Source organism: Klebsiella sp. PCX (assembly GCF_021869705.1).
Taxonomy (GTDB): Bacteria; Pseudomonadota; Gammaproteobacteria; order Enterobacterales; family Enterobacteriaceae; genus Klebsiella; species Klebsiella quasipneumoniae.
The window spans coordinates 760,356-783,153 of sequence record NZ_CP091527.1; the positions used below are offsets into that span (position 1 = coordinate 760,356).

General features: G+C 58.8%; 21 protein-coding genes. 14 read left to right on the top strand and 7 right to left on the bottom strand.

Annotated features, from left to right (window positions below):
• Window positions 1-31: 31 nt before the first annotated feature.
• The 6 genes from ileS to GQR96_RS03590 all read left to right on the top strand — a co-directional run bounded on the left by ileS (window position 32) and on the right by GQR96_RS03590 (window position 6,228).
• Window positions 32-2,848 (top strand): isoleucine--tRNA ligase, encoded by a 2,817-nt coding sequence (gene ileS / locus GQR96_RS03565; RefSeq protein WP_004204238.1) that lies wholly within the window; start codon window positions 32-34, stop codon window positions 2,846-2,848.
• Window positions 2,848-3,348 (top strand): signal peptidase II, encoded by a 501-nt coding sequence (lspA, locus tag GQR96_RS03570; RefSeq protein ID WP_004204239.1) that lies wholly within the window; start codon window positions 2,848-2,850, stop codon window positions 3,346-3,348. Before ileS ends, lspA begins: the two co-directional genes overlap by 1 nt.
• 116 nt (window positions 3,349-3,464) lie before the next feature.
• Complete coding sequence (fkpB, locus tag GQR96_RS03575) at window positions 3,465-3,914, top strand: FKBP-type peptidyl-prolyl cis-trans isomerase (protein WP_065903219.1); 450 nt, start codon at window positions 3,465-3,467, stop codon at window positions 3,912-3,914.
• 1 nt (window position 3,915) lies between these two features.
• Window positions 3,916-4,866, top strand: a complete 951-nt coding sequence (gene ispH / locus GQR96_RS03580; RefSeq protein WP_002887979.1) for a 4-hydroxy-3-methylbut-2-enyl diphosphate reductase — start codon at window positions 3,916-3,918, stop codon at window positions 4,864-4,866.
• Between the two features lie 67 nt (window positions 4,867-4,933).
• Window positions 4,934-5,848, top strand: a complete 915-nt coding sequence (gene rihC / locus GQR96_RS03585; RefSeq protein ID WP_004204242.1) for a ribonucleoside hydrolase RihC — start codon at window positions 4,934-4,936, stop codon at window positions 5,846-5,848.
• A gap of 29 nt (window positions 5,849-5,877) precedes the next feature.
• Window positions 5,878-6,228 carry a DUF805 domain-containing protein gene (locus tag GQR96_RS03590; protein ID WP_065903222.1) on the top strand — a complete coding sequence of 117 codons (351 nt, stop codon included), beginning with the start codon at window positions 5,878-5,880 and terminating at the stop codon, window positions 6,226-6,228.
• Here GQR96_RS03590 and GQR96_RS03595 read toward each other — a convergent pair.
• Window positions 6,191-7,120 carry a LysR family transcriptional regulator gene (locus GQR96_RS03595; RefSeq protein ID WP_049093225.1) on the bottom strand — a complete coding sequence of 310 codons (930 nt, stop codon included), beginning with the start codon at window positions 7,118-7,120 and terminating at the stop codon, window positions 6,191-6,193. The genes GQR96_RS03590 and GQR96_RS03595 overlap by 38 nt on opposite strands.
• Window positions 7,121-7,212: 92 nt before the next feature.
• On the opposite strand from GQR96_RS03595, the gene GQR96_RS03600 reads away from it, so the two are divergent.
• The gene (locus tag GQR96_RS03600) at window positions 7,213-7,842 is read left to right on the top strand and encodes an alanyl-tRNA editing protein (protein ID WP_004204246.1); all 630 of its coding nucleotides are present in this window, start codon (window positions 7,213-7,215) and stop codon (window positions 7,840-7,842) included.
• Window positions 7,843-7,847: 5 nt separating this feature from the next.
• Here the strand turns inward: GQR96_RS03600 and GQR96_RS03605 are convergent, their stop codons facing one another.
• The 6 genes from GQR96_RS03605 to citS form a co-directional block, all read right to left on the bottom strand.
• Window positions 7,848-8,552, bottom strand: coding sequence for a citrate response regulator transcription factor CitB (locus tag GQR96_RS03605; protein ID WP_004204247.1), 705 nt, complete (start codon window positions 8,550-8,552; stop codon window positions 7,848-7,850).
• Window positions 8,545-10,173, bottom strand: a complete 1,629-nt coding sequence (locus GQR96_RS03610; RefSeq protein ID WP_048322953.1) for a citrate sensor histidine kinase CitA — start codon at window positions 10,171-10,173, stop codon at window positions 8,545-8,547. The genes GQR96_RS03605 and GQR96_RS03610 overlap by 8 nt, the downstream gene beginning before the upstream one ends.
• A gap of 165 nt (window positions 10,174-10,338) precedes the next feature.
• On the bottom strand, window positions 10,339-11,640 hold the full coding sequence (locus GQR96_RS03615) for an oxaloacetate decarboxylase subunit beta (protein WP_004204249.1): 1,302 nt from the start codon (window positions 11,638-11,640) through the stop codon (window positions 10,339-10,341).
• Between the two features lie 15 nt (window positions 11,641-11,655).
• Window positions 11,656-13,425 (bottom strand): sodium-extruding oxaloacetate decarboxylase subunit alpha, encoded by a 1,770-nt coding sequence (gene oadA, locus GQR96_RS03620; protein ID WP_065802783.1) that lies wholly within the window; start codon window positions 13,423-13,425, stop codon window positions 11,656-11,658.
• 15 nt (window positions 13,426-13,440) lie between these two features.
• A complete protein-coding gene (locus tag GQR96_RS03625; RefSeq protein ID WP_004204254.1) occupies window positions 13,441-13,689 on the bottom strand; it encodes an oxaloacetate decarboxylase subunit gamma in 249 nt (82 codons plus the stop codon).
• Window positions 13,690-13,846: 157 nt separating this feature from the next.
• Complete coding sequence (citS, locus tag GQR96_RS03630; protein ID WP_004204255.1) at window positions 13,847-15,187, bottom strand: citrate/sodium symporter CitS; 1,341 nt, start codon at window positions 15,185-15,187, stop codon at window positions 13,847-13,849.
• Between the two features lie 256 nt (window positions 15,188-15,443).
• On the opposite strand from citS, the gene citC reads away from it, so the two are divergent.
• The 7 genes from citC to carA all read left to right on the top strand — a co-directional run bounded on the left by citC (window position 15,444) and on the right by carA (window position 22,782).
• Window positions 15,444-16,472, top strand: coding sequence for a [citrate (pro-3S)-lyase] ligase (citC, locus tag GQR96_RS03635; protein ID WP_048322955.1), 1,029 nt, complete (start codon window positions 15,444-15,446; stop codon window positions 16,470-16,472).
• 30 nt (window positions 16,473-16,502) lie between these two features.
• Entirely contained in the window at window positions 16,503-16,796 is a 294-nt protein-coding gene (citD, locus tag GQR96_RS03640) for a citrate lyase acyl carrier protein (protein WP_017901212.1), read from the top strand.
• Window positions 16,793-17,662, top strand: coding sequence for a citrate (pro-3S)-lyase subunit beta (gene citE / locus GQR96_RS03645; RefSeq protein ID WP_032455538.1), 870 nt, complete (start codon window positions 16,793-16,795; stop codon window positions 17,660-17,662). The genes citD and citE overlap by 4 nt, the downstream gene beginning before the upstream one ends.
• A 10-nt stretch (window positions 17,663-17,672) precedes the next feature.
• Window positions 17,673-19,199, top strand: a complete 1,527-nt coding sequence (citF, locus tag GQR96_RS03650; RefSeq protein ID WP_065904184.1) for a citrate lyase subunit alpha — start codon at window positions 17,673-17,675, stop codon at window positions 19,197-19,199.
• A gap of 19 nt (window positions 19,200-19,218) precedes the next feature.
• Complete coding sequence (citG, locus tag GQR96_RS03655) at window positions 19,219-20,127, top strand: triphosphoribosyl-dephospho-CoA synthase CitG (protein WP_065904186.1); 909 nt, start codon at window positions 19,219-19,221, stop codon at window positions 20,125-20,127.
• Between the two features lie 227 nt (window positions 20,128-20,354).
• On the top strand, window positions 20,355-21,176 hold the full coding sequence (gene dapB, locus GQR96_RS03660) for a 4-hydroxy-tetrahydrodipicolinate reductase (protein ID WP_004204265.1): 822 nt from the start codon (window positions 20,355-20,357) through the stop codon (window positions 21,174-21,176).
• 457 nt (window positions 21,177-21,633) lie between these two features.
• Window positions 21,634-22,782: a glutamine-hydrolyzing carbamoyl-phosphate synthase small subunit gene (gene carA / locus GQR96_RS03665; RefSeq protein WP_004212571.1), complete on the top strand. Its 1,149-nt coding sequence runs from the start codon at window positions 21,634-21,636 to the stop codon at window positions 22,780-22,782.
• Window positions 22,783-22,798 lie beyond the last annotated feature (16 nt).

Below are 22,798 nucleotides of genomic sequence, written 5' to 3' on the forward strand. Positions count from 1 at the left end.
TATCAAACCGAAATACGGAACCGAGAATCTGATGAGTGACTATAAATCGACCCTGAATTTGCCGGAAACAGGGTTCCCTATGCGTGGCGACCTCGCCAAACGCGAACCGGGAATGCTGGCGCGTTGGACCGATGATGACCTGTACGGCATCATTCGTGCAGCCAAAAAAGGCAAAAAAACCTTCATTCTGCATGATGGCCCTCCTTATGCGAATGGCAGCATTCATATTGGTCACTCGGTAAACAAGATTCTGAAAGACATTATCGTTAAGTCCAAAGGACTGACGGGCTATGACTCGCCTTACGTTCCGGGCTGGGACTGCCACGGTCTGCCGATCGAGCTGAAAGTAGAGCAGGAATACGGCAAGCCGGGCGAGAAGTTCACCGCAGCAGAATTCCGCGCCAAGTGCCGCGAATATGCCGCCGAGCAGATCGACGGCCAGCGTAAAGACTTTATTCGCCTCGGCGTGCTGGGCGACTGGTCGCATCCGTACCTGACCATGGACTTCAAAACCGAAGCCAATATCATTCGCGCGCTGGGCAAAATCATCGGCAACGGCCATCTGCATAAAGGCGCCAAGCCGGTGCACTGGTGCGTAGACTGCCGTTCCGCGCTGGCGGAAGCGGAAGTGGAGTATTACGACAAGACTTCCCCATCCATCGACGTGGCGTTCCACGCGGTAGATAAAGCCGCGGTGCTGGCGAAATTCGGCGTCGCCGACGTCAACGGCCCGGTGTCGCTGGTTATCTGGACCACCACTCCGTGGACCCTGCCGGCTAACCGCGCCATCTCCCTGTCGCCGGAGTTCGACTATGCGCTGGTGCAGGTTGACGGTCAGGCGCTGATCCTGGCGAAAGACCTGGTCGAGAGCGTGATGAAGCGCGTTGGCGCGGCCGATTACACCATCCTGGCGGCGGTGAACGGCGCCGAGCTTGAACTGATGCGTTTCCAGCATCCGTTCCTGGATTTCGACGTGCCGGCGATCCTTGGCGACCACGTGACGCTGGATGCCGGTACCGGCGCGGTGCATACCGCCGGCGGCCACGGTCCGGACGACTACACGATCAGCCAGAAATACGGTCTGGAAATCGCTAACCCGGTTGGCCCGGACGGAGCTTATCTGCCAGGCACCTATCCGTCCCTGGACGGTATCAACGTCTTCAAAGCCAACGATATCATCGTTGAGATGCTGCGTGAGCGCGGCGCGCTGCTGCATGTGGAAAAAATGCAGCACAGCTATCCGTGCTGCTGGCGCCACAAGTCGCCGATCATCTTTCGCGCCACCCCGCAGTGGTTCGTGAGCATGGATCAGAAAGGTCTGCGCGCGCAGTCGCTGAAAGAGATCAAAGGCGTGCAGTGGATCCCGGACTGGGGCCAGGCGCGTATCGAATCGATGGTCGCCAACCGTCCTGACTGGTGTATCTCCCGTCAGCGTACCTGGGGCGTGCCGATGTCGCTGTTCGTGCATAAAGAAACCCACGAACTGCACCCGCGTACCCTTGAGTTGATGGAAGAAGTCGCGAAGCGTGTTGAAGTCGACGGCATCCAGGCGTGGTGGGATCTCGATTCCCGCGACATCCTTGGCGATGACGCTGACAGCTACGAGAAAGTGCCGGATACCCTCGACGTCTGGTTTGACTCCGGATCGACCCACTCTTCCGTGGTTGACGTGCGTCCGGAATTCGCCGGTCACGCCGCCGATATGTATCTGGAAGGCTCCGACCAGCATCGTGGCTGGTTCATGTCCTCGCTGATGATTTCCACGGCGATGAAAGGCAAAGCGCCCTATCGTCAGGTACTGACCCACGGCTTCACCGTCGATGGTCAGGGGCGCAAAATGTCCAAGTCTATCGGCAACACCGTTAGCCCGCAGGACGTGATGAACAAGTTGGGCGCCGACATCCTGCGACTGTGGGTGGCTTCCACCGACTACACCGGCGAAATGGCGGTCTCTGACGAGATCCTCAAACGCGCCGCGGACAGCTATCGTCGTATCCGTAACACCGCGCGCTTCCTGCTGGCGAACCTGAACGGTTTCGATCCGGCAAAAGACATGGTCAAACCGGAAGAGATGGTGGTGCTGGATCGCTGGGCGGTCGGCTGCGCGCAGGCGGCACAGGAAGATATCCTGAAAGCCTACGAATCCTACGACTTCCACGAAGTGGTGCAGCGCCTGATGCGCTTCTGCTCCATTGAGATGGGCTCGTTCTACCTCGACATCATCAAAGACCGCCAGTACACCGCTAAGGCGGACAGCGTGGCGCGTCGCAGCTGCCAGACCGCGCTGTTCCACATCGTGGAAGCGCTGGTGCGCTGGATGGCGCCGATCATGTCCTTCACTGCGGACGAAATCTGGGGTTACCTGCCGGGCGAGCGTGAGAAATACGTCTTTACCGGCGAATGGTATCAGGGTCTCTTCGGCCTGGCCGACGACGAAGCGATGAATGACGGCTTCTGGGATGAGCTGCTGAAAGTCCGTGGCGAAGTCAACAAAGTGATCGAGCAGGCGCGTGCGGATAAGAAAGTCGGTGGTTCGCTGGAAGCTGCGGTGACGCTGTATGCTGATGCCGACCTGGCCGCTAAGCTCAACGCACTGGGGGATGAATTGCGATTTGTCCTGTTGACCTCCGGGGCGAACGTCGCAGACTATGCGAGCGCATCTGCTGATGCGCAGCAGAGCGAACTGCTCAAAGGGCTGAAAGTCGCATTGAGTAAAGCTGAAGGTGAGAAATGCCCGCGCTGCTGGCATTACACCACCGATATCGGCAAGGTGGCGGAACACGCGGAAATCTGCGGACGCTGTGTGAGCAACGTCGCCGGTGACGGCGAGCAACGTAAATTCGCCTGATGAGTAAATCGATCTGTTCAACGGGGCTACGCTGGCTGTGGGTGGTCGTAGCCGTGCTGATTATCGATCTGGGCAGCAAATTCCTGATCCTCCAGAACTTCGCTCTGGGGGAGACGGTTCCGCTGTTCCCGTCGCTTAATCTGCATTATGCCCGCAACTATGGCGCGGCCTTTAGCTTCCTCGCCGACAGCGGCGGCTGGCAGCGCTGGTTCTTTTCCGGGATCGCGATCGGCATTTGCGTGGTGCTGACGGTGCTGATGTACCGTTCGAAGGCGTCGCAAAAGCTGAACAATATTGCCTACGCCCTGATTATCGGCGGCGCGCTGGGCAACTTGTTCGATCGCCTGTGGCACGGCTTTGTGGTCGATATGATCGACTTCTACGTCGGCGACTGGCACTTCGCTACTTTCAACCTCGCCGATAGCGCTATCTGCATCGGCGCGGCGATGATTGTGCTGGAAGGCTTCTTGCCGAAACCGACCGCAAAAGAGCAGGTGTAAATGTTAATGCCGGGTGGCGCCACGCCTGCCCGGCCTACAGAATGTGTGGTCTCCCGTCGCCCGGTAAGCGTAGCGCCTCCGGGCAACAGGTGACCTAAAACAAGCGAGCAATTTGCATGTCTAAATCCGTACAGAGCAACAGCGCGGTTCTCGTTCACTTCACGCTGAAGCTGGACGATGGATCCACCGCCGAGTCCACCCGTAACAATGGCAAACCGGCGCTGTTTCGCCTCGGCGACACCTCCCTGTCTGAAGGGCTGGAGCAACAGCTTCTTGGTCTGAAAGAGGGCGAGAAAAAGGCCTTTTCGCTGGAGCCTGACGCCGCTTTTGGCGTCCCGAGCCCGGACATGATTCAGTATTTCTCTCGCCGCGAGTTTATCGACGCCGGCGAGCCGGAGATCGGCGCGATTATGCTCTTTACCGCAATGGATGGCAGCGAAATGCCTGGCGTGATCCGTGAAGTGAACGGCGATTCCATCACCGTCGACTTCAACCATCCGCTGGCCGGGCGCACCGTTCATTTTGATATTGAAGTGCTGGAGATCGATCCGGCGCTGGAGGAGTAACATGCAGATCCTGTTGGCTAACCCGCGCGGCTTTTGCGCTGGCGTTGACCGCGCTATCAGCATTGTAGAAAACGCGCTGACGCTGTACGGCGCGCCGATCTATGTTCGTCATGAAGTGGTGCATAACCGCTATGTAGTGGATAGCCTGCGCAAGCGCGGCGCCATATTTATCGAACAGATCAGCGAAGTACCGGACGGCGCGATCCTGATTTTCTCCGCTCACGGCGTATCGCAGGCGGTACGGAATGAAGCGAAGAGCCGCGACCTGACGGTGTTCGACGCCACCTGTCCGCTGGTGACGAAAGTGCATATGGAAGTCGCCCGCGCCAGCCGCCGTGGCGAAGAGTCGATTCTGATCGGCCATGCCGGACACCCGGAAGTCGAAGGCACTATGGGGCAGTACAATAACCCGCAAGGGGGCATGTACCTGGTCGAGTCGCCGGAAGATGTTCTCAAGCTGGAAGTCAAAAACGACGCCCGGCTGTCGTTTATGACCCAGACCACCCTCTCGGTGGACGATACCTCTGATGTGATTGACGCGCTGCGCGCGCGTTTCCCGAAAATCGTCGGCCCGCGCAAAGACGACATTTGCTATGCCACCACTAACCGTCAGGAAGCGGTGCGCGCGCTGGCGGAGCAGGCTGACGTGGTGCTGGTGGTCGGTTCGAAAAACTCCTCCAACTCTAACCGCCTCGCCGAACTGGCGCAGCGGATGGGTAAGGCAGCCTACCTGATTGACGATGCCTCCGATATTCAGGAAGCCTGGGTCAAGGATGCGGCCTGCGTTGGCGTGACGGCGGGCGCATCGGCGCCGGATATTCTGGTGCAGAACGTTATCACCCGGCTGCAGGAGCTGGGCGGTGGCGAAGCGGTGCCGCTGGAAGGCCGAGAAGAGAATATCGTTTTTGAAGTGCCGAAAGAGCTGCGTGTGGATGTCCGTGAAGTAGAGTAAGTTCTTTCCGCCTGCAATATGAGAAGATGCCAGACTTAACGTCTGGCATTTTTTTTAGGGAGAAACCATGCGCTTACCGATCATTCTTGATACTGACCCGGGCATCGACGACGCTGCCGCCATTGCTGCGGCGCTGTTCGCTCCCGAGCTGGATCTGCAGCTGATGACCACCGTGGCAGGTAATGTCTCGGTGGAGAAGACGACCCGTAACGCGCTGCAGCTGCTGCACTTCTGGCATGCCGATGTGCCGCTGGCGCAGGGCGCTTCGATGCCGCTGGTGCGTCCCCTGCGCGATGCCGCTTCGGTGCATGGCGAATCCGGTATGGAAGGGTATGACTTTGTTGAGCATCAACGTCAGCCGCTGGCGAAGCCGGCCTTCCAGGCGATCCGTGATGCGCTTATGCACGCTGCCGAGCCGATCACTCTGGTGGCGATTGGCCCGCTGACCAATATTGCGCTGCTGCTGACCCAGTATCCGGAATGCGTATTCAACATTCGCCGGCTGGTGATCATGGGCGGCTCGGCGGGCCGCGGCAACTTTACGCCGAATGCCGAATTCAATATTGCCATCGACCCGGAAGCTGCCGCTAAAGTCTTCCACAGCGGGCTGGAGATTGTGATGTGCGGGCTGGACGTCACCAATCGGGCGCTGTTGACGGCGGATTATCTGGCAACCCTGCCGACGCTGAACCAGACCGGTAAAATGCTCCATGCGCTGTTTAGCCACTATCGCAGCGGCAGCATGAGCAGTGGTCTGCGAATGCACGATCTCTGCGCTATCGCATGGCTGGCCCGCCCGGAACTGTTCACTCTGCAGCCATGTTTTGTGGCGGTGGAGACGCAGGGCACCTGGACCGCCGGCACCACGGTGGTGGATATTGAAGGACGACTGGGTCAGCCGGCGAACGCCCAGGTGGCGCTGGATATCGACGTGGAAGGGTTTCAGCGCTGGGCGGCGGAGGTGATTGCCCTGGCGCCGTAATACCCACCCAATCTTCAAGGAGAGAAGCAATGACCTATGGACTGGCGTATTTGAGCGGCTGGAAAGAGGCCTTTAATTTTAGCGGCCGGGCCAGCCGACAGCAGTTCTGGACGTTTTTTCTTATCAATCTACTGATCGCCAGCGCGCCGCTGGCCGTCTGGTGCCTGGCGACCCGCGTAGACCCTCGCTACGGCATCCTCAGCTTTGTGGTCATACCCTTTGCGGCGCTGTGGCTGCTATTGATGGCGATCCCCCTGCTGGCAGTTGGCTGCCGGCGGATGCATGACATCGGCCGCTCCGGGATCTGGTTCGTGCTGGGGGTTATCATTCCGTGGTTTGCGGTTATTTCGCTGGCTCTGTGCTGCCTGCGTTCAGCGTAGGCACCGTCTCGCTGAGATAATCAATCATCGCCCGCATTCTGGCGGGCATATGCTTATCTCCCGCCCACAGCAGCCACAGATCGCCGGAATAGCTGCTGATAAATTCCCACTCGGGCAGCACCTGCACAATGTCGCCATTCGCCAGCGCCTCGCGGGCGGTGAACAGCGGCAGGCTGCCGATCCCCAGATGCTGCTTAACCGCGTCGAGGCGCACGGCGGTATGGTTGGCGGCGTACCGCCCGTATGTTTGCACCGTTTCGGTTTTCCCTTCCCGACGGAACTTCCAGCGCGCGTCGGCAGGCGTTTCGCCAAGACTGATGCAACTGTGCGCCCGCAGTTCCTGCGGCGTGTGCGGCATACCGTGGCGCTGTAAATAGGCTTCAGTGGCGCAGATAACGTGCGTGACCGGCATCAGCGGTTTGCCATGCAGGCCGGGCGAGGGGGTATCGGTGATGCGTAGCGCCAGATCGATACCGTCATCGATAAAATCCAGAGGGCGATCTTCCAGCCGCAGGCAGACGTCAACCTGCGGGTAACGGTGAAAAAACGCCATCATCAGCGGATGGATCACAAAGCGGCCGATAGCTTTCGGTACGCTGAGCGTCAGCTTTCCCTGGGCGACCGTTTGGCGACTGCCGGCGGAATCCATCGCCTGTCGCGCCGCTTCCAGCATCTGCTGGGCATGCTGGTAAACCGTTTCCCCGGCATCGCTCAGACGCAGCTTGCGAGTGGTACGCTGCAGCAGTTTGCAGCCCATCTCTCGCTCCAGCCGCGACACGCTACGGCTAACCGCGGAAGGGGTAATGCCGCTCTGGCGGGCGACGGCGGAGAAGCTGCCCTGGTCGACGATCTGTACGAAGAGGGCAAGGTCGGGCAGGAGGTTCAGATTCATTTGTGCCCCTGGAGCAAGAGTGCATTGGCGGATGATGGGATTATCGCTGTCGGTATTAATAATATACTGGGCGAACAGAGAGGAGAATCACTATGACTGAACGGGTTTATTACACCAGCGATGCTACCGACGGGCGCGCCCAGATCATCGCCTGCACTGCAGAAGCGGATGGCCGTTACGCCATCGAACTGGATCGGACGCTGTTTCACCCGCAAGGGGGCGGTCAACCGGCGGATTGCGGCTGGATTGCCGGACAGGCCGTTGAGACGGTGGTTGTGCGCGGCGACAGGGTGCTGCATATTCTGTCGCAACTGCTTCCCCTCGGTGAAGTGGAGATGAAAATTGATGCCTCCGCGAGACAGCTGCATGCTCGTCTGCATTCTGCCGGCCACCTGCTTGGCCTGGCGGGCGAACAGCTTGGCTGGCAACCGGTGAAAGCGCACCACTGGCCCGGCGAAGGGCGGATAACCTTTGCCAGCAGGAATAGCGCCGCGCTGCCGGACGCCAGTGCGCTACTGGCGCTAGTAAAGGCATGGCAGGCGCAGGATTTACCGCGTCAGGTGACGTTCGCTGACGGCATGCGCAAAGTGGGATTCGGCGAGCTGCCCGCCTATCCCTGCGGTGGCACCCACGTCGCCCGTCTGGCGGAGCTGGGCGACATTGTCATTAGTCAGATTAAGATGAAGAAGGGGCAGCTGGTGATCAGCTATTCCCTGACGTAAACGTTTCAGTTCTGCTCAGGGTAGGTCTGTTTGACGCGATAAATACGCTCCGGTCGGCCAACCTTGCCGTAGCTGATTTCCGCTTCCAGAAAGTCGTTCTTCACTCCCTGTTCCAGATAACGGCGAGCGGTGGTTTTGCTGCTGCCAAGGATACGCGCCAGCGAGTCGGCGGTATGTACCACCGCCGGGTCGGCAAACAGCTGGAGTACGCGCTGAAAGGTGCTTTCATCGATCCCGCGTAGCGGTGCGCTGGCCGGTTCCGTCTGTTCCCGAGCCTGAATATTAAACAGCGCATCGACGTGGATCTGGCTGGCCTGTTCGCTGGAACGCAGCGAGCTGCGATAGCGGGCGAAGCGCTCCAGGGTGTGCTGCAGGCGCTGATAATGCACCGGCTTAATTAGATAGTCGAACACCCCCAGGCGCAGCGCTTCGCTGATGGTATCCATATGATTATCAGCGGTAATAAAGATGATCCGCCCCTTGTAATGGGTACTGACCGCATGGCGGATCAGATCGATACCTTTGCCATCAGGTAAGAAATTATCCAACAGGATCAGCTGCGGTTGATACAGTCTGAGTTGTTTCCTGGCGCTCTCGAGTTTATCCGCAATGCCAATGACGTCGAACTGGGGAAACTGTTTGATGTTATCCACCAGGATCTCCGCCAGCATAGGTTCGTCTTCAACGATAAGAGTGGTGATGCTATCCATGATGTTCATCTCGGGTCAGGGGAATATAAAGAGTAAAGATGGTGCCAAAGGGAAGGTTATTTTCGACGACGATGCTGCCGCCTGCCTGTTCCACGTAGCTGCGAACCAGCCAGAGTCCGATGCCATGATCTTTGCTGACGCTGCTGGTGACGCCGCGCTCGAAGATCCGATCGCGCAGCGTCTCGTCAATGCCGCATCCCTGATCGGCGACCTCGATAATCACTTCGTGGCCGTCGCTGTTGATCAGGCACTCTATCTGCTTTGAGCCCTGCGGCTGTTGCAGGCTGGCATTGTAGGCGTTATCAAGCAGATTCCCCACGATCGAGATCCATTCGTTGTGAGAAAGGGCGGTGGGTAATCTGTCGACGAAGCAGGCCGGATCGAAAACCAGTTCCAGACCGAGCTCTTTGGCGCGGTAATACTTGCCGATCAACAGCCCGGCCAGATGGTTATCCTGGAAATTCCGCGCGATAAAATCGATCACTTTCTGGTGGCTTTCCGACTGCTGTTGGATCAGATCCAGCGCATGATCGTAGCGTTTAAGAAACAGCAGGCCGGCGATGGTGGAGATCAGATTGCGATGCTCATGCTGCACGGCGCGCAGGTTATCGGCATACTGTTGCACCTGACTGAGCTGCAGGCTGAGGGTGTTGATATCGTCTTTACTACGAAAGCTGATCACCCAGCCCTGTGGCTCATTATTTAAGATCACCGCCATCCGGCTGGCGATCACTTTGATATGATTGAAGGTGACGATCTCGTCTTTTTTATTGGTCTGCGGCGCATCGTAGAAGAAAGCCTCCTGAGAAATAACGCTGCTGATCCCTTTACCGATAAGCGTCGGTTCCGGTTGGCTCAGGTTGAGCAGCCGGCGGGCAGTCTGATTAATCGCGGTGATCTTGTAACGGGAGTCGATGGCGATGAGCCCTTCGAACACGGATTCAAACAACACGCTTTGCTGGATCAACAGCTGCGACAGCTGTTGAGGTTCCATATTCAGCATCTGCTTTTTGATATGCAACGAGAAGCGGCGGGCGCAGTAGAGCAGGAGCAGTAACATGATCGCCATCGGGATCAGCAGCGAGCTTATCTGCAGGCTGAGCCAGTTCTCTAACTGTTCAATGGTATAGCCTACCGACACAATGCCAATCACCTTGCCGGTCTCGTCCTGAATCGGTGATTTACCGCGCAGCGAGGAGCCCAGCGAGCCTTTGCGCACTGACACGTAGCTTTTCGCGTTTAACAATGCTTCATCGCTATCGCCGCCCTCCATCGATTTGCCGATTTCATCAGGATTAACATGATAGAGGCGCTGGCCGTTGGCATCACCGACGGTGATATAGGTGGCGTCGGAGAACGAACGCATGGGATCGATAAGCGCTTTGATTCTGGCGAGATCGCGTTTCTGAACCGCTTCGACCAGCTCCGGCATCGCCGAAATCTGCATTGCCTGAATCAGCGCCCGCTGCCCGACCTGGTAATGCAGACGCTCTTCGGTAATGTCGGTCAGATACCATGACATCGCCAGCATAACGATCGTCGAGGTGAATAAGATCAGCAGGAAGATGCGATTCTGAAACGATCGCCTGGCAAACCAGTGGGTGATTTTTCGGGTATACATAGCGCCAATAGACATTAAATGATTAGTTTCCCCGTTTCGCGGCCCGAGAACCCGCAGATGGCGCACAGAACCGCTAATTTCAGAAAAGTGATCGATGGCAAGGGGGCGCTGTTAATCCTGACCCGGAGGCGAGGTAACGGCCACGCCTCCGGAGAGGATGCCGGCCTACATCGCCAGCACGTACTTGAGCATCACCCCGGCGGCGATCGCCGAGCCGATCACCCCAGCCACGTTCGGGCCCATGGCGTGCATCAGCAGGAAGTTCTGCCCGTCCGCTTCCAGACCCACCTTGTTCGACACCCGCGCCGCCATCGGCACCGCCGACACCCCGGCTGAACCGATCAGCGGGTTGATCGGGTTCTTACTGAACCTGTTCAGCAGCTTCGCCATCAGCACCCCGGCCGCGGTGCCCACGCAGAAGGCGATCACCCCCAGCAGCAGGATCCCCAGGGTCTGCGGCTGCAGGAACTTGTCCGCCACCAGCTTGGCTCCCACCGACAGCCCGAGGAAGATGGTCACGATGTTGATCAGCGCGTTCTGCACCGTGTCGCTCAGCCGCTCCACCACCCCGCTCTCGCGCATCAGGTTGCCGAAGCAGAACATCCCCAGCAGCGGCGCGGCGTCCGGCAGCAGGAGCGCCACCAGCAGCAACAGCACCGCCGGGAAGAGGATCTTCTCCCGCTTACTCACCGTACGCAGCTGCACCATGCGGATCTTCCGCTCCTTATTCGTGGTCAGCGCCTTCATGATCGGCGGCTGGATCAGCGGCACCAGCGCCATGTAGGAGTAGGCCGCCACCGCGATGGCCCCCAGCAGCTCCGGCGCCAGCTTGCCCGACAGGTAGATAGCCGTCGGGCCGTCGGCGCCGCCGATGATGCCGATGGCCGCCGCCTGCGGCAGGGTGAAGCTGATGATGCCGAAGTAGTTCAGCGTCAGCGCCCCGAGCACGGTGGCGAAGATACCGAACTGCGCCGCCGCCCCCAGCAGCAGGGTGCGCGGGTTGGCCAGCAGCGGGCCGAAATCGGTCATCGCCCCGACGCCCATGAAAATTACCAGCGGCGCGATGCCCGAGCCAATCGCCACCTTATAGAAGATGGCCAGCACCCCGGCGGAGTAGCCCATGTCCACCGCCAGGCTCTCCATCTGCCCCTGCACCGACGGCAGGGCCAGGGCCAGCGCGTCCTTAATGGCGTGGACGTCCGGCGCGCAGTGGAGCTTCGCGGCAATCACCGCCAGCTGCGCCGGGTCGTGGTGGGCCAGCAGGCTCTCCAGGGCGGTGAGCGCCAGCCCGGCCTCCGGAATATTGGAGAGCAGGCCGCCGAAGCCAATCGGCAGCAGCAGTAACGGCTCGAACTTCCTGGCAATCGCCAGCCAGAGCAGCAGGAGGCTGACCAGCAGCATCACCGCCTGGCCGAACCCCAGGTGCATCAGCCCCATCCCCTGAATCAGGGCGTTCAGACTTTCCATTTCCGCTCCTCGTCCTTACGCCAGGGTCATCAGGGTGTCGCCGACCGCCACCGCGTCGCCGGACTTCACCGCGATACCGCGCACGGTGCCGGCCTGCGCGGCGCGGATTTCGGTCTCCATCTTCATGGCTTCCAGAATCAGCAGCACCTCGCCTTCGGCCACCGCCTGGCCTTCCGCGGCCAGCACCTTCCAGATATTGCCCGCCAGCGGGGCGGTCACCGGGGTGCCGGCGCCGGCCGGGGCCGGGGCGGCAGCAGGCGTAGCGGCCACCGGCGCGGCGCTGAGCTGGCTGACGTCGCCGCCGTCGCTGACCTTCACCACAAAGGCCTTGCCTTCCACTTCCACGGTGTAGACGCCGGAGGCGGCTGGTTTCTCAGCCTTCGCGGCAGGTCTGGCTTCTTCCAGCTGCGGCAGCGGTTCAAAGGCTGCCGGATTGTGGCGGTTTTCGAGGAACTTCAGGCCGGGCTGCGGGAACAGCGCCACGGTGAGCACGTCGTCGATGGCGTTTTCGGCAAGCGTGATGCCCTTCTCCTGTGCCTGGCGTCTGACGTCGGCTTCCAGCTGCGCCAGCTCCGGCTTCAGCAGGTCCGCCGGGCGGCAGGTGATGGCCTCTGCGCCCTCGAGCACCCGCGCCTGCAGGGCGGCGTTCACCGGCGCCGGAGTGTGGCCGTATTCACCTTTCAGAATGCCGGCGGTCTCCTTCGCGATGGTTTTGTAGCGCTCGCCGGTGAGGACGTTGAGCACCGCCTGGGTGCCGACAATCTGCGAGGTCGGGGTGACCAGCGGGATGAAACCGAGGTCCTCGCGCACGCGAGGGATTTCCGCCAGCACTTCATCCAGACGGTGGGCGGCGCTCTGTTGCTTCAGCTGGCCTTCGAGGTTGGTGAGCATCCCGCCCGGCACCTGGGCGACGAGGATACGGCTGTCGGTGCCTTTCAGCTGCCCTTCGAAGGCGTGGTACTTCTTACGCACCTCGCGGAAGCAGGCCGCGATGCTCTCCAGCTTGTGGATATTCAGCCCGGTGTCATATTGCGTGCCGGCGAGGGTGGCCACCAGCGCTTCGGTTGCCGGATGGCCGTAGGTGGCGCTCATGGACGAAATCGCCGTATCCACGCCGTCGACCCCGGCTTCAATGGCCTTCAGCAGGGCCATCTCCGCCATGCCGGTGGTGGCGTGGCAGTGCAGGTGCAGGGTGACGTCGTAGCGTTTTTTGATTTCGCTGACCAGCTCAAAGGCGGCATGCGGCGTCAGAATGCCGGACATGTCCTTGATGGCGATGGAGTCGACGCCGGTCTCCAGCAGCTGTTCGGTGAGGTCGAGCCAGGTCTGCAGGGTGTGCGCCGGGCTGGTGGTGTACGAAAGCGTGCCCTGGGCGTGGGCGCCGTGGCTGCGCACCGCCTGCAGGGCGGCCTGCATGTTGCGCGGGTCGTTCATGGCGTCGAAGACACGGAAGACGTCCATGCCGTTTTTGACGGCGCGCTCCACGAAGCGCGCCACCACGTCATCGGCGTAGTGGCGGTAGCCGAGCAGGTTCTGGCCGCGGAGCAGCATCTGCAGCGGGGTTTTCGGCATCGCTTTTTTTAGCTCGCGCAGGCGGACCCACGGGTCCTCGCCGAGAAAGCGGATGCAGGCATCAAAGGTGGCCCCGCCCCAGCACTCGAGGGAGCGGTAGCCGACGTCGTCAAGCTGAGCGGCGACGGGGAGCATATCGTCGAGGCGCAGGCGGGTGGCGAACAGGGACTGGTGGGCGTCGCGCAGGACGACATCGGTAATGGCAACGGTCATGAATTCCTCCGTGAATTAAGGGTGCAAACGGCGATGGTGGTGAATGGCGGCGACAATCGCCGGCTTTAAGCGGGCGAAGTCGTCGGCGGGCGCGACGGCGGCCGGTGCCGGTTTTGACGCCGGAAGCGGCTCGGGAAACAGACGGTTAACGGCGAGGGACATCCCCTGGATGGCGAAGATGAGCAGCAGCAGGAACACCAGCACAAAGCCCATGCCGAGAAACATCAGGGTGAAGCCTTCGCCTAGCAGCGCAGCATCAGTCATGTATACCTCTCAAAATAGGGGCACGATGGCGCGCTGCCTGGCGACGTTTCTGGCATTCCCGGCTAAGGAGCAGGGTGGATTTCCCTCTGCCGCTCCCGGCATTGGACCCTGGCGATGCTAGTCGTCGTCCGTTCAACGGCGCCATCGTGCAAATGGGTTAAATCATCATGCCGAACACGATGCTGGCGATGACCAGCACAATACCGCCACCCAAACGGGAGGAGATTTGCGCATAAGAGATAAGGTTCATACGGTTACAGGCAGAGAGCACTTCCAGGTCACCGGAACCGCCGCGGTTGGCCATGCACAGACCCGCGGTGATCGCTGATTCAATCGGGAAGAAGCCAATCATCCAGCCGCCCAGGGCCGCGCCAACCACCGCGCCAACGACGATAACCGCGGCGATGACGACGTTAGCGAAGGTAATAGCGTTGATGATTTCCTGCAGGTCGGTGTAGCAGACGCCGACGCCGACCATCAGCACCCACAACAGCTGTTTGGAAAAGAAATCCGACAGGCGTTTGGCGCCAGCTTTGATTTCGGGTGTGCAGAGGCCAGAGGCGTTCAGCGCCGCGACGATCAGCACCATCCAGGCAAAATAGTGAATCGATACGCCGCCAATGCTGGGCAGGATTTTCTTCGCCATCACGTAGGCCAGCAGGAAGCAGGTGGTGGCCAGCACCATGCCGACGGCGGTTTCGCGATGAGTGATCTGGCCCGCTTTTTCGTCTTCTTCGACTTTAAACGAGGCTTTGCGCACCAGCTCGCCCTCGCCGCTCAGCCAGGTGTGTTTTTTACCGATGATATCGAGTACGGCGGCAAAGACGATGGCAAAGATATTGGCGATGGTCAGAATAGCGATAGCGGTTGAATAGTACTCTTCGCGAGACCGACCGGTAACGGAGTGATAAATTTCCGACAGCGGTACCGCGCCCGCGCCGTTGCCGCCGCCCATGATCGGCAGGACGTACAGCATCATAATGCGATCCATCGGGATGCCGAACACCAGGCCGATGACGATACCGAAAATCGACGCGCCGACAATGCCCATCAGAATGGTCGGGATGTAGCCGAGCAGCGATTTCAGCAGCAGACGACGGTTTACCGACAGGATCGCGCCGGTAATTAATACGGCGATGAATAAGTTAAGGAAGTTACTCTCATCCATGACGTTACTGATGGCATCGATCTCTTTCTGCGTGAAAATACCGGCATAAACGAAATATGCTGCCACCAGAAAGATCATCACTGGCGCACCACCGATATATTTGTTGAATATCGGCAGGCGTTTACCTATTTCGCCAAACAGGGCGCCGATAATAAACATAATGGCAAAGCCGCCAACCAGGTCGGTGGGTAACGCATTAAAGAAGTGGGAAAGTAATAGCGTAATTAACGCAAACGCATAAAGGGGTAACGGCATGCCGAAGATTTTAAATCCCAGCAGGTCGCTCACGCCTTTTTTCTCCGTCGCCGGAGCCTGGCTCATGTTAGTCATAAACGTTATCCTGTTTATCAATGAAGTAATAAGACCGGCGCATAGTAATAAATAGACTCAGTGTTAAGGTGTGATAACCTTCACTGAATACTCGTGTTTTTAATTAATTTAATTATTTTTATTATGCTGAATGAATTAACAACATAAAAACCATAAAGCCAATTAAGCGACGAGAAAAACTGTGATTTAAATACAAGAATCGATAGCCGAACGCTGGCGAAATACAGGTCGTTTTGGAATAACGAAGCGCTAAAAAATGACTCTGATATTAAAACGCGTTCAGCTACGGAAGGATAAATCGCGGCGAGAGGCGATTGACCTCTTTCTCCGTCAGCATCAGCTCTCATTAGAGGCTGATTGCGAAATGGCCATTATCGCCGAGTACCGGCAGCGGCTGGTCGGCTGCGGCGCCATCGCCGGCAACGTGCTGAAGTGCATCGCTATCGACCCCTCGCTGCAGGGGGAGGGGCTGAGCCTTAAGCTACTGACAGAATTACTCACCCTGGCTTACGAACTGGGGCGCAGCGAACTGTTTTTATTCACTAAGCCCTGTAACGCCGCGCTCTTTGCCGGCGCCGGCTTCTGGCCAATTGCGCAGGCCGGCAATCTCGCCGTGTTACTGGAAAATAGCCGCGAACGGCTGACCCGCTACTGCCGCCAGCTGGCGATGTACCGTCAGCCGGGACGCAAAATCGGCGCTATCGTGATGAACGCCAACCCGTTCACGCTCGGCCACCGCTGGCTGGTGGAGCAGGCGGCCCGTCAATGCGACTGGCTACACCTGTTTGTGGTGAAAGAGGATGCCTCCCGTTTCACGTATCAGGATCGCTACACGCTAATCGAAAAAGGGATTGCCGGCATCGACAAGGTGACGCTGCATCCCGGTTCGGCATACCTCATCTCGCGGGCCACCTTCCCCGGCTACTTCCTCAAAGAACAGGGGGGGGTGGATGACTGCCACAACCAGATCGATCTCCAGCTGTTCCGCGAACATTTAGCCCCGGCGCTGAAGATAACCCATCGTTTTGTCGGCACCGAGCCGCTGTGTTCGCTGACCCGCCATTACAACCAGCGTATGAAAGCGTTGCTGGCAGCGCCGGGCGACGCGCCGCCTGTTGAGGTCGTTGAGCTGGCGCGGATCGAAAAAAACGGCGGGCCGATATCGGCTTCCAGGGTGCGCGAACTGTACCGGCAGCGCAACTGGCAGGCGGTGGCGGCGCTGGTGCCGCCGGGAACCCTCTCTTTTCTGATGCAACTGGCGGAAAGCGAACATCAAACCGCCTGATTTTTACGCCATAACAAAGGATTTACCTCTATGGAAATGAAGATTGACGCCCTGGCCGGCACGCTGGAGTCCAGCGATGTGATGGTCAGGATTGGGCCGGCGACGCAGCCGGGCATTCAACTGGAGATCGACAGCATTGTGAAGCAGCAGTTTGGCGATGCGATTGAGCGAGTGGTCAGAGAAACCCTGATGCAGCTCGGTGTTAGCCAGGCCAACGTGGTGGTGGATGATAAAGGGGCGCTGGAGTGCGTTCTGCGCGCCCGAGTTCAGGCTGCGGCCCTGCGCGCGGCGCAACAGTCTCAATTGCAATGGAGCCAGCTATGAAACCACGTCGCAGTATGCTGTTTATCCCCGGCGCCAATGCCGCCATGTTAAGTACTTCATTCGTCTACGGCGCCGATGCGGTGATGTTCGACCTTGAAGATGCCGTTTCGCTGCGCGAGAAAGATACCGCTCGTCTGCTGGTGTATCAGGCGCTGCAGCACCCGCTGTATCAGGATATCGAAACGGTGGTGCGTATTAACCCGCTAAATACCCCGTTTGGACTGGCCGATCTGGAAGCCGTGGTTCGTGCGGGCGTGGATATGGTGCGCCTGCCGAAAACCGACAGCAAAGAAGATATCCATGAGCTGGAAGCTCACGTTGAGCGTATTGAGCGTGCGTGCGGCCGCGAAGTGGGCAGCACCAGGCTCATGGCGGCCATCGAGTCGGCGTTGGGGGTGGTAAACGCGGTCGAGATCGCCCGCGCCAGCCCGCGTCTGTCGGCCATCGCGCTGGCGGCTTTCGATTACGTGATGGATATGGGCACCTCCCGCGGCGACGGCACTGAGCTGTTCTATGCCCGCTGCGCCGTGCTGCATGCTGCGCGGGTTGCCGGCATCGCCGCCTATGACGTGGTGTGGTCGGATATTAATAATGAAGAGGGCTTTCTTGCGGAAGCGAATCTGGCGAAGAACCTCGGCTTCAACGGGAAATCACTGGTCAACCCGCGCCAGATCGAACTGCTGCACCAGGTCTATGCCCCGACGCGAAAAGAGGTCGACCATGCGCTGGAGGTGATTGCCGCGGCGGAAGAGGCAGAGTCGCGCGGTCTGGGCGTGGTGTCGCTGAACGGTAAGATGATCGATGGACCGATTATCGACCACGCGCGCAAAGTGGTGGCGCTTTCGGCTTCCGGTATTCGTGATTAAGGGGAATAAGATGAAAGAGACAGTAGCAATGCTTAATCAGCAGTACGTGATGCCGGAAGGATTGACCCCTTACAACGGCGTGACGGCGAAAAGTCCGTGGCTGGCTAGTGAGACGGAAAAGCGTCAGCGTAAAATCTGCGACTCGCTGGAAACGGCAATCCGTCGCTCCGGCCTGCAAAACGGCATGACCATCTCGTTCCACCACGCGTTTCGCGGCGGTGACAAAGTGGTCAATATGGTGGTGGCGAAGCTAGCGGAGATGGGATTTCGCGATCTGACCCTGGCGTCCAGTTCGCTGATCGACGCCCACTGGCCGCTGATTGAGCATATTAAAAACGGCGTGATCCGTCAGATCTACACCTCCGGCCTGCGCGGCAAGCTTGGCGAGGAGATCTCCGCCGGCCTGATGGAAAATCCGGTGCAGATCCACTCTCACGGTGGTCGCGTACAGCTGATCCAATGCGGTGAGCTGTCCATTGACGTGGCGTTCCTCGGCGTTCCCTGCTGCGATGAATTTGGCAACGCCAACGGCTTTAGCGGTAAGTCGCGCTGCGGCTCGCTGGGCTACGCGCGCGTTGATGCGGAACATGCCAAATGCGTCGTGCTGTTGACCGAAGAGTGGGTGGACTACCCTAACTACCCGGCCAGTATCGCCCAGGATCAGGTGGATCTGATCGTTCAGGTGGACGAAGTGGGCGATCCGCAAAAAATCACCGCGGGCGCCATTCGTTTGACCAGCAACCCGCGCGAGCTGCTGATCGCCCGCCAGGCGGCGAAAGTGGTTGAACACTCCGGTTACTTTAAAGATGGTTTCTCGCTGCAGACCGGCACCGGCGGCGCCTCGCTGGCGGTGAGCCGCTTCCTGGAAGACAAAATGCGCCGCAACGGCATTACCGCCAGCTTCGGCCTTGGCGGCATCACCGGGACGATGGTCGACCTGCATGAGAAAGGGCTGATTAAAACGCTGCTCGACACCCAATCGTTCGATGGCGACGCGGCGCGTTCATTGGCGCAGAACCCAAACCACGTTGAGATCTCCACCAACCAGTATGCCAGCCCGGGCTCTAAAGGCGCCTCCTGCGAGCGCTTAAACGTGGTGATGCTCAGCGCGCTGGAAATCGATACCGACTTTAACGTTAACGTGATGACCGGCTCTAACGGCGTGCTGCGCGGCGCGTCCGGCGGCCATAGCGATACCGCCGCCGGCGCGGATTTGACCATCATTACCGCGCCGTTAGTTCGCGGCCGTATTCCCTGCGTCGTGGAAAAAGTACTGACCCGCGTCACGCCGGGGGCCAGCGTAGATGTGTTGGTCACCGACCACGGCATTGCGGTAAACCCGGCGCGCCAGGATCTGATCGACAATTTGCGCAACGCGGGCATTCCGCTGATGACTATTGAGGAACTGCAGCAGCGTGCGGAACTGCTAACCGGCAAGCCGCAGCCGATCGAGTTTACCGATCGGGTGGTGGCGGTGGTGCGCTATCGCGATGGCTCCGTGCTTGATGTTATTCGTCAGGTGAAAAACAGCGACTAAATGCAGGGGGGGAAGGGCAATGAGCGAAGTGTTAATCAATCCGCAGCGTTCGCTGCGCGTGAAACCGCTGAACGCTGAAGAGGTGGTCAGCGCGGTAGAGCGCGCGCTGTTGACCGAAGTTCGCCTGACCCCAAAGCCCGGGTTGGTGGATATTCGTAACGCTGGCGCCCATCACGATATGGACCTGGCCTCGTTTGAGGCCAGTACCGCGGTGGTGGCGCCGTGGATGGAGAAATTTTTCATCATGGGCCACGATACCGCAGCGATCGTGCCGGAACAGGTGTTAATGATGCTGCGTCCAGTGGGAATGGCCTGCGAGAACGATATGCTGGAGGTCACCGGCGGGGTGAATACCCATCGCGGGGCGATCTTCGCTTTCGGTTTGCTGAGCGCGGCGGCGGGAAGGCTGGTATCGAAAGGCGAGCCGATTGAACAGCATCGGCTGTGCGACCAGGTGGCGCGATTCTGTCGCGGCATGGTTATGCAGGAATTGTCCTCCGCCAGCGGGGAACGGCTGAGCAAAGGCGAGATTCATTTTCTGCGCTACGGTTTCTCCGGCGCCCGCGGCGAGGCGGAGAGCGGATTCCTGACCGTGCGTACCCAGGCGTTACCGGTCTTTAACCGCATGATGGAGGAGACTGGCGACAGCAATCTGGCGCTGCTGCAAACCCTGCTGCATCTGATGGCATGGAATGATGACACCAATCTGGTGTCTCGCGGCGGGCTGGCCGGGCTGAACTATGTCCAGCAGGAGGCGCAGCGGCTGCTGTGGCAGGGCGGCGTACTGGCTGACGGTGGCCTGGAGGCGCTGCGCCAGTTTGATGACGATCTGATTGCCCGCCATCTCAGCCCCGGCGGTAGCGCCGATCTGCTGGCGGTGACCTGGTTTTTATCCGCGTTTCCCGCCGGCGCGCTTTTCCCGCTGTAACCCTCTGCAACATGGCCTTCGCCCGCACCGTGCGGGCGGGGCATCATCATTCGCCATCCTGGTTATCACTGCGTAAACGAGGAATTGCGGCACCATCGTATAGTTTTTACTGATATCGTCCGCCGTTTGTCATAAATTTCTAATTATCGGCGTTTTTGAGTAGCGGCCCGCTGACGGGCTGGTTACTCTGAAAACAATTTACGTAATGTTAACAAAAGAGAATAGCTATGCATGATGCACAAATCCGCGTGGCCATCGCCGGCGCGGGCGGCCGGATGGGACGCCAGTTAATTCAGGCTGCGCTGCAGATGGATGGAGTGGCGCTGGGCGCGGCGCTGGAGCGCGAAGGGTCCAGCCTGGTGGGCAGCGACGCCGGCGAGCTGGCGGGTGCCGGCAAAGCGGGCGTCACGGTGCAAAGCAGCCTGACGGCGGTAAAAGATGATTTCGACGTGTTGATCGATTTTACCCGCCCGGAAGGCACGCTGAACCATCTGGCGTTTTGCCGCGACCACGGCAAAGGGATGGTCATCGGCACCACCGGTTTTGACGACGCCGGCAAGCAGGCGATTCGCGACGCCGCGCAGGAGATTGCCATTGTCTTCGCCGCTAACTTTAGCGTCGGCGTCAATGTCCTGTTAAAGCTGCTGGAGAAGGCGGCGAAGGTGATGGGCGACTACACCGACATCGAAATTATCGAAGCGCACCATCGGCATAAAGTGGATGCGCCGTCAGGCACCGCGCTGGCGATGGGCGAAGCGATCGCCGGAGCGTTGAACAAAGATCTCAAGGACTGCGCGGTCTACAGCCGTGAAGGCCACACTGGCGAACGCGTCCCGGGCACCATTGGCTTCGCCACCGTCCGCGCGGGGGATATCGTCGGGGAGCATACGGCGATGTTTGCTGATATTGGCGAACGTATCGAGATCACCCATAAAGCCTCCAGTCGAATGACCTTTGCTAATGGCGCGGTTCGCTCTGCATTGTGGTTGAAAGGCAAGAAAAGCGGACTCTTTGATATGCGTGACGTGCTGGATCTGAATAGTTTATAACGATTATTACCCATCGTGATGTGGTTATTGCTATCAATAAGTTATTGATGCAAAGGGCAATATTTTGTTGCCCTTTTTTATTTTTGGCTGCTTTAGGTTGTTATTTTTCTTAATCGGCTATAAGTTAGGATATTGTTCGGTTTTTAAGTGAATGAAATGTAAATTTTGACCATCTGGTCCACTTTTTTGCCGTCCAGCGCCAGATTTTACACTCTTCGCCGTCCGCAAGCGTTTTCTCAGCCAGGTTTGTTGATCTTTTTGGCGTAAAAATCACGTGTTATGCGCCAGTGGCGTAAAATGACATTAAAAATCTCCGCTTTAAGTTGACTTTTATCCGACATCTCTCCAGAATGCCGCCGTTTGCCAAAAATCTGCGGGCAACAGATTTGCATTGATTCAGATCGTGTTTATGAATTAATATGCAAATAAAGTGAGTGGATATTCTCTGGAGGATGTTTTGATTAAGTCAGCGCTATTGGTTCTGGAAGACGGAACCCAGTTTCACGGTCGGGCCATCGGGGCAACCGGCACGGCGGTTGGGGAAGTCGTTTTCAATACTTCAATGACCGGTTATCAAGAAATCCTCACTGATCCTTCCTATTCCCGCCAAATCGTCACTCTTACTTATCCTCATATTGGTAATGTCGGCACCAACGCCGCCGATGAAGAATCTTCTCAGGTACATGCTCAGGGTCTGGTTATTCGCGACCTGCCGCTGATTGCCAGCAACTTCCGCAGTACCGAAGACCTCTCTTCCTATCTGAAGCGCCATAACATCGTGGCGATTGCCGATATCGATACCCGCAAGCTGACGCGTCTGCTGCGTGAGAAAGGGGCGCAGAATGGCTGCATCATCGCGGGCGACAGCCCGGATGCCCAGCTGGCGCTGGAAAAAGCGAAAGCGTTCCCGGGCCTGAACGGCATGGACCTGGCGAAGGAAGTGACCACCGCAGAAACCTACAGCTGGACGCAAGGCAGCTGGACCCTGGCGGGCGACCTGCCGGAAGCGAAAGCGGAAAGCGAGCTGCCGTTCCACGTCGTGGCGTATGACTTCGGCGCGAAACGCAACATCCTGCGCATGCTGGTTGACCGCGGCTGCCGCCTGACGGTGGTGCCGGCGAAGACGTCGGCGGCGGATGTGCTGGCGCTGAATCCGGACGGCATTTTCCTCTCCAACGGCCCAGGCGACCCGGCGCCGTGTGATTACGCTATCGAGGCGATTGAAAAATTCCTCGAGACCGATATTCCGGTGTTCGGCATCTGTCTCGGCCATCAGCTGCTGGCGCTGGCGAGCGGCGCCAAGACCATTAAGATGAAGTTCGGCCACCACGGCGGCAACCACCCGGTGAAAGATATTGATAACAACGTGGTGATGATCACCGCCCAGAACCACGGCTTCGCCGTGGATGAGGCGACGCTGCCGGCCAACCTGCGCGTGACCCACAAGTCGCTGTTCGACGGCACCCTGCAGGGGATCCATCGCACCGACAAGCCGGCGTTCAGCTTCCAGGGGCACCCTGAAGCGAGCCCGGGGCCGCATGATGCCGCGCCGCTGTTCGACCACTTTATCGAGTTAATTGAGCAATACCGTCAGTCCGCGAAATAATCAGGAGTAAAAGAGC

Excerpts from the sequence above, each read along its gene's own strand:
- ileS (WP_004204238.1), top strand. The coding sequence starts at position 32 with ATGAGTGACTATAAATCGACCCTGAATTTGCCGGAAACAGGGTTCCCT.
- lspA (WP_004204239.1), top strand. The coding sequence starts at position 2,848 with ATGAGTAAATCGATCTGTTCAACGGGGCTACGCTGGCTGTGGGTGGTC.
- fkpB (WP_065903219.1), top strand. The coding sequence starts at position 3,465 with ATGTCTAAATCCGTACAGAGCAACAGCGCGGTTCTCGTTCACTTCACG.
- ispH (WP_002887979.1), top strand. The coding sequence starts at position 3,916 with ATGCAGATCCTGTTGGCTAACCCGCGCGGCTTTTGCGCTGGCGTTGAC.
- rihC (WP_004204242.1), top strand. The coding sequence starts at position 4,934 with ATGCGCTTACCGATCATTCTTGATACTGACCCGGGCATCGACGACGCT.
- GQR96_RS03590 (WP_065903222.1), top strand. The coding sequence starts at position 5,878 with ATGACCTATGGACTGGCGTATTTGAGCGGCTGGAAAGAGGCCTTTAAT.
- GQR96_RS03595 (WP_049093225.1), bottom strand. The coding sequence starts at position 7,120 with ATGAATCTGAACCTCCTGCCCGACCTTGCCCTCTTCGTACAGATCGTC.
- GQR96_RS03600 (WP_004204246.1), top strand. The coding sequence starts at position 7,213 with ATGACTGAACGGGTTTATTACACCAGCGATGCTACCGACGGGCGCGCC.
- GQR96_RS03605 (WP_004204247.1), bottom strand. The coding sequence starts at position 8,552 with ATGGATAGCATCACCACTCTTATCGTTGAAGACGAACCTATGCTGGCG.
- GQR96_RS03610 (WP_048322953.1), bottom strand. The coding sequence starts at position 10,173 with ATGTATACCCGAAAAATCACCCACTGGTTTGCCAGGCGATCGTTTCAG.
- GQR96_RS03615 (WP_004204249.1), bottom strand. The coding sequence starts at position 11,640 with ATGGAAAGTCTGAACGCCCTGATTCAGGGGATGGGGCTGATGCACCTG.
- oadA (WP_065802783.1), bottom strand. The coding sequence starts at position 13,425 with ATGACCGTTGCCATTACCGATGTCGTCCTGCGCGACGCCCACCAGTCC.
- GQR96_RS03625 (WP_004204254.1), bottom strand. The coding sequence starts at position 13,689 with ATGACTGATGCTGCGCTGCTAGGCGAAGGCTTCACCCTGATGTTTCTC.
- citS (WP_004204255.1), bottom strand. The coding sequence starts at position 15,187 with ATGACTAACATGAGCCAGGCTCCGGCGACGGAGAAAAAAGGCGTGAGC.
- citC (WP_048322955.1), top strand. The coding sequence starts at position 15,444 with ATGACTCTGATATTAAAACGCGTTCAGCTACGGAAGGATAAATCGCGG.
- citD (WP_017901212.1), top strand. The coding sequence starts at position 16,503 with ATGGAAATGAAGATTGACGCCCTGGCCGGCACGCTGGAGTCCAGCGAT.
- citE (WP_032455538.1), top strand. The coding sequence starts at position 16,793 with ATGAAACCACGTCGCAGTATGCTGTTTATCCCCGGCGCCAATGCCGCC.
- citF (WP_065904184.1), top strand. The coding sequence starts at position 17,673 with ATGAAAGAGACAGTAGCAATGCTTAATCAGCAGTACGTGATGCCGGAA.
- citG (WP_065904186.1), top strand. The coding sequence starts at position 19,219 with ATGAGCGAAGTGTTAATCAATCCGCAGCGTTCGCTGCGCGTGAAACCG.
- dapB (WP_004204265.1), top strand. The coding sequence starts at position 20,355 with ATGCATGATGCACAAATCCGCGTGGCCATCGCCGGCGCGGGCGGCCGG.